The organism is Paenibacillus sp. J31R30, assembly GCF_059692115.1.
In genome coordinates, this window is sequence record NZ_JCAUAV010000019.1 from 1 (window position 1) to 10,949 (window position 10,949).

The window sequence follows — 10,949 nt, forward strand, 5'->3', positions numbered from 1 at the left end:
TAGTGGAATTTACTAAATTCAATTTAGAGGACGTATTCTACAAGTAATCTGCCCGTTACTTTCATAAACAAAAGAGGAGCTGCCGCAAAGCAAGCCCCTCAACTATCGTTTTCCGTCCCTCAGTATTAAGGTTTTATCTAACGAATACTCATTCATTCGCAGGATTTCATCACTTTGGAATATAGCGGCCGTAAGGATATTAAGTTATCACGACCATTAGTTACTCTTTTTAGGCATACGGGAACAGAGGAACAGATGGAATATTTCCCCACATCATACTCTACTGCACGCATTCTCCACAATCCCCTGGAGATTGACCATCCCAAGGCTCTACGGGTCGACACCCTAACATTCCTTCGTTACACCTTTCCAAGGTGTGGAGACCGATAGCGTTTAGCGGATGGGTCTGTGCCCTTATGGATAACGAACTCGGTCCTCCGTGCTTTCTTTGTTTGAAGTCCTGCGAATGAATCAATTTACGTTAGTTCGAAGATGTTAGGCAGCCTGAGTATACTGAACGACCGTTTTTTCAGGAGTAAATGACTCCTCGGAATGCACCATGCCGACTAAGATTCGTGCCAGTTTTCCAAGCAATTTAAATATGGACTTCTGTTTACTTATATGTTTAACTTGCACATTATTCTCATGTAATTGCTTAAATACAGGGTTTGTTCCCACTAATGTTAAGGTAGCCAGATACAAATATTTTCGAAGTGTGGAATCTCCTCGTTTGGAGAGTACGATTTGGCCCTTGCGCTTTCCAGACATGCTCTCTGCCAGGTTCAAACCAGCTTTCCGTAGCAACTGACGCCCGTGAGCATACTGCTTCAGATCACCCGCACCTGCCAGAATTGCTGCGATATAGATTGTGCCTCGACCTTTAACGGAGCGAAACTGTTTAGAAATTGGGATCTCACCAAGCAAAGCTGCGATTTCTTGTTCTATTTGGTTCAAAATGCTTTCGATGCGCTCGTATTCTTCTAATAAGCGATGTATATCCTGTTTGGCCTCATTCAGCGCTACAGTTTCCCCCACGCTCTGAACTGCTTTAGAGAGTAGTTCAGCTGCTTTCTGAATACCCGTGGAGCCTCCAGCTCGCTTCATATATTTTCTCCAACCTGTAATAACTTCTGAAGTAGATTGACCTTTTAAATCCAGCGGGGATGGGAACTCTTTGAGTGTTGCTAGGGATCGTGGACATGTCCAATCTTTAAACACCGAAGTATACTCAGGGAAGCGTATATCCAACCAGCGAACGATCCGATTTTGCATCCGAACACTATTTGTGACCCAAAATTCCCGATCATTCATTAGGGTCCGTAACCTCTGAAAATGAGTTGCTTGTCGGATGTATTCATAGTAATAGCCACGGCTAACAACATCTGCAATAACAAGGGCATCCTTCGGATCACTCTTGGAAGGGCAATTATCTCGGTTTTCTTTGTTTCGTTTCGTCGTTGCAGGATTGACTAGAACAACGTTTAGGCCTTTTTCCACAAGCCAGTTAGCCAAACTGTACCAGTAGTGTCCCGTCGGCTCCATGCCAATTATGATGCTCTTTAATCGATGTTTTTGTTGCAAGCCTTCCATCCAACGAAGTAACTTTTCAAATCCTAAGAGTGTGTTTTTGAAGGAAAGGTGCTGGTTTGTAAGGACAATACCTCTAAAATTTGTAGCTTGAGCTACTTGAGTTTCCTTTGCCATATCTATACCCACAACAAGATGTGAAGTGGTAATTCGTTCAATACGTTGATTTTGTCCGTCTGATTGCTTAAACTTCATAATAAGAGCGCCCCCTTGATGGTGTTGGGTATCTACCCGTCGACAAACCCATCATACCGAGGCGCTCCTTTTTTGACAAAGCTCATTTCTTAGGCTATACAGGAATGTTTAGCGCAATTCCCAATGTTCTCTTAGTAGGAAAAAATATATCAACTTATCTCTTAGTTCTGATTCTTTTCCAAAACTAAGTTTTTGGAGTAAAGTTATAGATCTTTTGTTTTCTTGGTCAACAGTAGCTTCGATTTTATCTAAGTGCATCTGTTTGAAGCCAAAATCTATTATAGGCTTCAGTGCTTCTTGCATAATTCCTTTTCCCCAATATCCTTTTGCTAAATCAAATCCGATTTCAGCTCTAGATTGTTCTCCCTGAATCCAGCAATGGAAACCACAAGTCCCAATAATTTCAGCATCACTCTTACTAACAATTGACCAGCGGCAACCGGTATCTTCTATGTGAAATTTTATGATTTCCTCAGCTTCTTCTCTATCTTTACATGGACTTATATCCATAAATCTTGTAACATTCTCGTCTGAAAAATGCTTAAATACAGCTTCAGTATCATCCAACGTCAAAAGTGCTAGCTTCAGCCTATCAGTCTCAAATTCAGGAAATTTAAGGTTTGAATTAATCAATTCTTATTGCCTCCATTAACGTGATTTTTTCGTCAATCGTTCCGGCAGCTTCGACGTTCAACTATATTCTACGGCTAGTTCAAACTATACCTGACTCAAAAACAAAAACAGGACCATTCCATTTCTCATTTTGTAGAAAACTCTCTTGATAAATGTTGTTTTGTTTATACTTAGAGATTTTCTGCTTCCAAAACGTATACGCAGGTTGGTTGGCAACTGTTTGCCTTATTTCCCATGTACCAATGAACCGCTCAAGAAGTGAGTACGCAACCTTACTACCAACTCCTTTTCGACGGTACTTTCTCATAATAAAAAAATCACTACTATCGTAACGATATAACTGAATAAGATTGTAAAGAACTGACTTTTCTTCATATGGGATCATCACTATTTCAATACTCATTTAGACCCTCCCTTTCATGGTTTATTTTACCATGTCATTGAAGGTAAAGTAGCTCTATAACCAAACTATCCTGCCCTTTATTTAACAGACAACGGCAGCCAATCGTGTGCCGGCTGCCGTTATCTCTTCATTTAAACTATAGTTCTCCCGTTAGCGTAACGTTATTACCATACAGTAAGTTTTGTTCGTCCGTCATTTTCATCTGTAACGAAATGAACATTTTCGTATCCATTTAATTTTGCGTTATGATACAGACTTTCAATTAAATCTTTTTCTTTGCAATAGATCGTGACGTAAGTACTATCAACGATTAAGAGAACGAGCTGACAATCGCTATTTAAGAACTCTACGTATGTTTTAATATCTTTTACGATTTTCTCTTTTGGGTAAGCTTTTATATTTACAAAAATTAGATAATGCTCGTTATTTTCTATGATTCCTTTATGAATTTCGCCATCCATACTGTACACTTCTTCAGGGAAAAGTGGCTCCCCTAAAGTACCTTCATTCACGAAATATGACTCCTCACCCCCAATATACCAGTTGAATGATGTTGTATCGATGGGCTTCAATATATCTCCAAGAAAACTTCCGTACTCATTTGGAATCTCGAAACTAATTCCTCTTTTCATTTTTATCCCCTCCAGCATTATTCAATTATCCTGCACCTTAGCTGAGAAGGCTACCGAACAATAAACTTCGGCAGCCTTCAATTGTAATGAATCGTTAGCGGGGTGAAGTGCTGCCACGCGGCACTCCTTCACTGTTTAACTCATTCTGCGATAGAGGAATGGATCATCAAAAACCACGTTTTTTTTCATAGACTCCTCAACCTATAATCATAAAAATTCTACGTTTGCACATCTCCCAGTAATGTGCGAGTCCATCAACATCCCACGATGCCCCTTTAATTAACTGCGACATATTAACTTATTTATTTTTGTATCTTGACCACTCAAAACCGATCTCATTTAACCGCATGATTTTTTCATCGTTTAAAGACTTATTTTTGTAGCTTTTCCGTAGAGAACCGACCCAAATTCCCAAATAGCCGTTTCGGTATGGCACATTACAATTCCCATTCTTTTTACGGAAGTCAAGCAATTTATTGAACATCGTCTCGAATTGAATGGCATCCGGATCCCATTCAAAGTGTAATAGATTTAAAGCCTCAATACGCTTAGATGAAAGCTTTTCATTGCGATACGAATCTCTTAAATTCACGCAAAAGTTATATAACTGCTTGGATTCTTGTTGGCTTACTTTACAATTCCCATGCAGTACATAATAATCTTGAAGGGCTTGGAACTGCTTGTTGTACTGGTCCTTAACAGCATCCCACACAAAACCCAGATCATCCAATTTCCGCTTTCGTTCATCAGTTAGTTTACCACTGCGCAGCCACTGCCTTTGGGTATTACACCAATTTCCTAACTTTCCTTTGCTCTGGGGCACATTACAATGACCATGTTCAACTTTAAAGGTTTCTAACTGATTAAGCATATCTGCAAAATTGGACTCATTTGGATCCCAAATGAATCCAATATTATCTAGTTGTTTGATTTGCATTGGAGAAAGTCGATTATCCCTTTTACGACTCCTCCATCCATCACACCTTTTCCGAAGGGGACCATAGCCATATGGCACATTAACATGTCCATTCATTTGTTTGAACTGTTCTAGTTCAATAAATGACTTTTGAAATTTCTCATCAAGGGTATCCCAGGTAAATCCAAGTTCGGTAAGCATTCTAATTCTATATTCACTCAATTGTTTGTTTTTATGGGTACTCCTCATAAGAACACACCAGCGACCTAATATCCCATCATTCTGGCCTGCTTCACAATGGCCGGTTTGAATTTTGAACGCAAACAGTAGCCCATACATTTTATCAAATTTGCAATCGTTCACATTCCACTCAAAACCGATATGCTCTAGTTTTTTTATACGATCTTCCGACAGGTCTCCATTCTTAAAAAACTCGCGCTGTGTGCCACACCAGGTGGCAAGGACACTGTTTTGGCTTTTGGTCACGTTACAATGTCCATGTAGATGTTGATATGCTTTTAACTCCATAAATCGTTCCTCAAAACGGATGTCCTGAGGCTCCCAAACAAAATCGATTTCATTGAGACGCACGATCTGTTCTGTGGATAGGGACCCACTCCGATAATTCATTCGTTGCGTGACGCACCATGCAGCTAAGGCCTTTAATGATTTAGTATCCTTTGGCACTTCCATGTGACCATGTTGCTCATTGAACTGACGTAATCGCTCATAAGAAACATCCCACGTCGAAAGCAAACTACGTTCTAACTCTTTCAAAAAAGCAACATCTTCGATCGATTCATCATAAATGGTAATCGATGGTGTTAGTGGATCTAACCCAAGTGAAGTGCGCAACTTATTATAAGAGGCCAACGAAACTTCCAGTTCGCGAGCAAAATATGTACCTTCAACATTTGTAATGTTGTTTACCAAGTCAAACACCAATGGAGTGTGTTCCGAATCTACTTGTAAGGCGCGTCCAATCTGTTGGTAAAACAACGTTGGCGACCTTGTAGGGCGCAGTAAGATCACACCATCAACAGAAGAAATATGAATCCCTTCATTAAGCTTATTTATGCAAAAAAGAATATGTAGCACATCGGTACGAGTACTACTTGAAAACTCCGTAAACTCGTCGTCCGAACCCACGTAGTCACTAGTTACTCGATAGGTTCGAATCACTTTCGTTACTCCTGACTTTTTAAACCAACCATAAACAAGACCTTCCATTTCACTAAGGTGCATTGTATTTTCGCAAAAAACGATAAATTTAGTCGAGTTCGGCGAAAGGTGCTTTTGGAATAGGCCAGGTACACCATGCACCTTTTCCCAATTCATTTGATATTCTTGTAACTTACGAAGCGCTTTTTCTTTTTCTGCTTGCTCCTCTTCACTATTATTAATCTTTTGAGCCATTGCAGTGGCTTCATTATCGATAGTGTACAGCGAAGTAATAATCTTGGGCATAGGTAGAAGATTTCGGACAATTGCGTCGCTGAGGGAAACATTAACCGCGAGATTTCCCTGAAATAGCTCTTCCACCATATCCCGTCCGCCGTCCAAATAGCGGATTGGTGTCGCACTTGTGCCAAGTATTTTCGTTCCCTCATGTTGATAGAAAATATGCTTAACCCCTTCCCCCCAACGTTCCGCTCCTGCTCTATGAAACTCATCCAATACAATTAAACCGTAGCGATTGGTTGGCAGTGCTTGCTTCGTCCAGCCTATGACTTTTTGATAAGTCACAAATTCCGTAGTATCCGATGCCCACCGAGCTACTTTTCGGATGTTGTCTAAGATGTATTGGCTTGGAGCCACAACCAGCTTGCGTTCATTTGCAAATTGAGCTAGGCAATTCGCAATCAGATAGGTTTTTCCTGTACCAGTAGCTTGTACAGCCGCCACTCGCTCATTTTCGTTCCATATTTTCTTAATAGTTTCAAACGTCACTTTGTTATGACTAAATAGTTCAAACTCCATTTCTGGTGTTTGTTTTCCTTCTTTGTACGATTGAATAAGACGTTTAATGTGCGTCCAATCTTCTAGTTGAACATTGCATTCCTTGTAGCGGTATGCGTTCTTCACAAAGCCGCTTAAAGAAATAATCATATATTGATGACAGGCGTATTTGGGCGCGGCTTCAAATTCAAATTTCTTAACTTCTGCTAACACATCATGCGATGTCAATGGCCGGGCCTGGTGTTTAACTTGAACGACCATCCATGTCAATGACGGACTTGAAGGATGCATCATGAGAATATCAGCACCGCCATCTCCTCTTCCTCCCACCACGCTAACTAGCCATCCATTTCCTTGCAACAGATGTTCTATAAAATAAAGACTTAATTTCTCCTTTTCATCATTTGATAAATAAGCACTCTCACGAAACAGCTGCTTTATCGATTCTACTTCATTATTGAAAACTAGCATTATGAGCCGCTCTTTTAGTTGATCTAAGGTCTTTAACATAATGCCCCTGCGCCACTTACCAGTTACTGACTCAACTAGATTACTACCATCCTCATAATCGTTCATAATAGCCACCTCATCTTGTAATTCATATTAAGTGTAGATAAACATATGAAACTAAACAAGCTCAACACCCAAGGTTTAACTGACTTTTTTCGCAACACTTTACCAACACTGATACATTCTGTACCAATTTAACTCGTGACCTTTGGAAACGAGCGTGATAAGATTTAATTAGAGGAATATTAAGGAAGAAAGGGATGGGTTAGATGGTTGCTCTCGGGTCTATTGTTTTTATCATTGGTCTCTTTTGTTTTTTAGGGGGGTTCGCGACACCCAAGGGGGAGGACAAAGTTAAAGGCATACTTGCTGGATTGTTTCTTTTATATTTAGGCGGTTTTTGGTTTTATGATAACTATAGTAATGCAACACAAGAAAGCACGGTTTCAATTGCTGCAACTTCACCACAAAGTCAACAGTTAGAAAAGGCAAGTGATGAAACTTCAAAGCAGGAATCAACAGCAGTTGCTGACCAAAACCATAAAACACCACAACCAGAACAAACGGCGGCGAAAGCTGCCAGTGATAAAAGTGAGTACGCTAAAGAAATCCAGCGGTTTATGGATACCATTTTACAGTTAGAGGCGACTACCAAATCGTCCGATAATGCTTACCAACAAGCACTTCAAAGTGGCGACATCTTCAAAGCATATCAGGCAGCAAAAACATTAAAAGAAACAGAAGGGAAACTGAAGTTACAGATTTTAGCAATGAAAGTACCCGCTATTTTGCCAGATAACGTAAAGAAACTTATGACTTCCGCAAAAGATAGTTTTTTTCAAGCACACTCTAACAGAGAAGATGCTTACGAGGCTACAATGGAATTTTTAGATGATAACAAACCAAGTTCATTTCAGAAAGCAAAAGATAAATTCAATTTGGCAAATGAATATGTACTTACAGGTACGGCAGCTGTAATGGATGCAGGGCATACGGTAGGCACTGAAATTGATTTTAAATGAACAACCGTTCCAATTTTTACATAAATCGGTTGCATTGAAAGGTTGGAGTTTCACCGAGGTCAACTTTGTTGTATGGACCAAACCTTTAAATGTCTAACAAACGCTGCGTAAAAATAGTCGCTTAACGCACTTTCTGATACCCTCTCCCAAAACCATTCATCTTTCCAGTTGCGAAGGTCTTTTGCCAAGAAGTTTGGTTTCAAAGTCCTCGAAAACTCTCTCTAGATGCGCAACAACTTCTTGGCTTGAAGATAAAAAGAAGAGTCGAAAGAACCTGTTGTCCACAACAGTCCACGTCATAGAAAGATAATTTTCTCTAAATGCGCGTCGCAGCATAAACCTATTCCTGGGAACTTTAATTTAAACACTGCATCAAGATTGGAGAAAAAGAAATTTGAAAAACACAATTCCCTTATAGAGAGCATCACTAAGAAAGAAAGCGTTTTAATATCATGTATTTTATATAGGGTAGATTTGAGACTCAAAAATTCATTGAAAGTATGGGTGTTCCGTTAGGCAGTGGTCAAATACATCTAAGACTCCTATACGTTTATAAAGAAGATTTGAGGATTCTTCTTCATGTATTGCTAATACGCCAAATTGTTTTACCAATTGTTGCGTTTCATATTCTCCAACCTTCTCCAAATCCAGAAAAACCACCATCCAGTTCAGTAAAACTCATTATCTTTGTACTACACTTTGTTTCAGAATTCGATACTCGTTATTCCGCATTACTGCCCGTTACTTTAATGGAAAACGGCAGACGATCATATACCAGCTGCCGTCATGTAGTGATCGAACTATCGTTCTCACGTTAGTTTAATGAACCACCCTTTGTTTCTAGCTTTTGAGATAGAAATTCTTTATGTTCTTCAGAAAGCTTTAATAACGCGAACTCATCACACTTAATTAATTCGCTAAGCTTAGTTGACTCTGCCTTGGCTAAATCATATAGTGTCTTATTTATTATTCCGCTGATATAAGCTCCTTCCAGTTCATCCGTGTCCTTATTAATTAGTTCACCAGATGGTAAAAAAATTAAATCCAGAAACAAATCGTCCATCCACGGTACAATGTTCTCACTGACTCCATTTTGGAAACATATATCTATGTACCACTGCACGATATTACCCTTTGCATCAAACATTGTTGTTACGGAATGGTTACGAGCTGAAGGGAATTGTTGAAGCCATAGAAAGCCATCATCAACAATGCAAATTTTTTCTCCGTTATATTCAACGTAAAGAGGGTTTGATACTTTGACAATTCGCAAGAGGGTCACATAACCATTGAAGCTATCCGATTCGATAAAAGACTGAGCATATTCCCTAACTAATACACGCTTCCAATCTGAACGATCCCCGAACTTCCTTTTTAGCACCAATACTCCCCCTCAAACTTTCCTTCAGCTTAACATTTTCCCACTTTAAGGAAAACGACTTATTCGATTTAACCTTCTCGTTACTTGAATGAACAAAAAAGGACTGCCGCGAGGCAAGCTCCTTCTCTATCGTTCGCCGTTGGTTCAACACCATATCAGTTTATTGAAATGACATATAAACACCTTTTCCCTGTACTAACTTAAATCCGAATTGCTTGTACAAATTTCGAGCTGGAACATTATCATCAGCTGTTGCTGTTTCGAGCTGTAATCGTGTGACTTTTTTAGAAGTCAATAGCATGCTGCATCAGTTTCCTGCCTACGCCTTTCTTTCTATGCTTCGAAGATGAGTATAAAGCCTCGATACGTAAGATTGGGTAACCTTTGCTTATTGAGAAGCTCCACGAAAGAACTATAACCCCAGGTATTCTTGACCCTGCTTTGCTAAATAACAATACGCTAAACTGTCCCTAATAAACCTATTTAAGATTTGTTCGCATTGTTCGAGTTGCTCTGGTAATGAAACAACTTCGTCTACTCCATTGGAAGAAGAATTTATGTAGCCAGCTATCAAACCTGTAACATTAGGTACATGAGATTCAACTAGAGGTATGATTTCTATATCCATTAAAAATCCCTCCTCCTGCCCGTTAACGTAATGAAGCTGCCGTTTCTTTCGCGGCAGCTTCATATGATTTTTTATTGAGCTCTCGTTTCTCGTTAGTTAAGTGATGGTTGTGAATTGCGTAAGCACCAATCTAACTATACCTTTTAATGAGTTATATCAAAAAACGTAATACCGGCGACTTCCCGAAGCACGTAATACCTGAGTTCGATGGGCCGAATTTGAACAGGCTCTACACTCGTCTCTATGCCGATGCTTTTTGCCATTGCTTTCATTGTATGCGTGCTGAACCCCAGGATACGTTTGTCAGCTTCATACAGCATCCATAACTCCTTCAATGTCTTAATAAAACCCCTCCCAAGTATAAGTTATCTCTAGCTTTGCTAGAATTGGCAGGGTTTAATCTTAATGCTCTTATTGTTATGCTAGCGTTCTCCGTTAGTGATACATGCCCCTAACAGAGCACCACGTAATGATGAAAATTTGTTATGGTTTGCCACAATAATGATATTACAGCTGGCGAGAAGGTCGTTTAACTATGGTGCCGCGAGTCCAACCGATAGTCTGACCACAAAGATCCTGTGCAACCGAAACTCGCCCCTTCCTTAATAGCGTACACGCATTCAGGGGTGCTCTTTTCGAGTACCCCTGAATGTTAATAAACTATATTCATTTCTGCAAACTAAGGGATCGAATTCACGCGTAAAGTGAGAACCGCCCCATCACTTTAACTTAAATCACCTAAATGTTCGTTAATCCCGCATTATAAACCTCAACACCCGTCTTAAGCACAGAACTGATAAAAGTGTAAGGATTTCTACGCTGCTCCTCTATCTCTTCCTGAGTATAAATAAGTAAGTCCACATGGTATATACAGTCGTATAACAGTGGCTTTATTTTACGTCCTCTTGTGTCCATTGGTTCTAGCGTATCTTTGATGATTAGCAGATCAACATCGCTGCTCAACTTGGCCGTACCCTTGGCACGCGAACCGAACAGTATTATTTTTTCCGGTTGATAAATGTATACAATTTTTCGAATTAATTGATGTATCTCTTCATCCATTCCACATAATCCCTCCACAGT

General features: G+C 39.7%; 11 protein-coding genes. 1 reads left to right on the forward strand and 10 read right to left on the reverse strand.

Translation table 11 applies throughout. The annotated features are described in order from the left end of the window. Positions 1 to 495: 495 nt before the first annotated feature. The 5 genes from AC58QO_RS31300 to AC58QO_RS31320 form a co-directional block, all read right to left on the reverse strand. Entirely contained in the window at positions 496 to 1,782 is a 1,287-nt protein-coding gene (locus tag AC58QO_RS31300) for an IS110 family RNA-guided transposase (protein ID WP_497272522.1), read from the reverse strand. A gap of 108 nt (positions 1,783 to 1,890) precedes the next feature. Next, the gene (locus AC58QO_RS31305) at positions 1,891 to 2,415 is read right to left on the reverse strand and encodes a GNAT family N-acetyltransferase (protein WP_497272524.1); all 525 of its coding nucleotides are present in this window, start codon (positions 2,413 to 2,415) and stop codon (positions 1,891 to 1,893) included. A 79-nt stretch (positions 2,416 to 2,494) separates the two neighbouring features. Continuing rightward, the gene (locus AC58QO_RS31310; RefSeq protein ID WP_497272526.1) at positions 2,495 to 2,818 is read right to left on the reverse strand and encodes a hypothetical protein; all 324 of its coding nucleotides are present in this window, start codon (positions 2,816 to 2,818) and stop codon (positions 2,495 to 2,497) included. Positions 2,819 to 2,982: 164 nt separating this feature from the next. Continuing rightward, positions 2,983 to 3,450 carry a DUF2691 family protein gene (locus AC58QO_RS31315; RefSeq protein ID WP_497272528.1) on the reverse strand — a complete coding sequence of 156 codons (468 nt, stop codon included), beginning with the start codon at positions 3,448 to 3,450 and terminating at the stop codon, positions 2,983 to 2,985. A 298-nt stretch (positions 3,451 to 3,748) separates the two neighbouring features. Then, a complete protein-coding gene (locus tag AC58QO_RS31320; RefSeq protein WP_497272530.1) occupies positions 3,749 to 6,901 on the reverse strand; it encodes a Helicase associated domain protein in 3,153 nt (1,050 codons plus the stop codon). Between the two features lie 203 nt (positions 6,902 to 7,104). On the opposite strand from AC58QO_RS31320, the gene AC58QO_RS31325 reads away from it, so the two are divergent. Then, positions 7,105 to 7,857: a hypothetical protein gene (locus AC58QO_RS31325; protein ID WP_497272531.1), complete on the forward strand. Its 753-nt coding sequence runs from the start codon at positions 7,105 to 7,107 to the stop codon at positions 7,855 to 7,857. Between the two features lie 814 nt (positions 7,858 to 8,671). Here the strand turns inward: AC58QO_RS31325 and AC58QO_RS31330 are convergent. The 5 genes from AC58QO_RS31330 to AC58QO_RS31350 all read right to left on the reverse strand — a co-directional run bounded on the left by AC58QO_RS31330 (position 8,672) and on the right by AC58QO_RS31350 (position 10,928). After that, positions 8,672 to 9,238, reverse strand: a complete 567-nt coding sequence (locus AC58QO_RS31330) for a ribonuclease FAU-1 family protein (protein WP_497272533.1) — start codon at positions 9,236 to 9,238, stop codon at positions 8,672 to 8,674. Positions 9,239 to 9,522: 284 nt separating this feature from the next. Beyond that, positions 9,523 to 9,693 carry a GNAT family N-acetyltransferase gene (locus AC58QO_RS31335; RefSeq protein WP_497272535.1) on the reverse strand — a complete coding sequence of 57 codons (171 nt, stop codon included), beginning with the start codon at positions 9,691 to 9,693 and terminating at the stop codon, positions 9,523 to 9,525. Beyond that, on the reverse strand, positions 9,651 to 9,866 hold the full coding sequence (locus AC58QO_RS31340) for a hypothetical protein (RefSeq protein ID WP_497272638.1): 216 nt from the start codon (positions 9,864 to 9,866) through the stop codon (positions 9,651 to 9,653). Before AC58QO_RS31340 ends, AC58QO_RS31335 begins: the two co-directional genes overlap by 43 nt. 143 nt (positions 9,867 to 10,009) lie before the next feature. Continuing rightward, positions 10,010 to 10,186, reverse strand: coding sequence for a hypothetical protein (locus AC58QO_RS31345; protein ID WP_497272537.1), 177 nt, complete (start codon positions 10,184 to 10,186; stop codon positions 10,010 to 10,012). Between the two features lie 418 nt (positions 10,187 to 10,604). Continuing rightward, a complete protein-coding gene (locus AC58QO_RS31350) occupies positions 10,605 to 10,928 on the reverse strand; it encodes a nucleotidyltransferase domain-containing protein (protein ID WP_497272539.1) in 324 nt (107 codons plus the stop codon). Between the last annotated feature and the right edge of the window lie 21 nt (positions 10,929 to 10,949).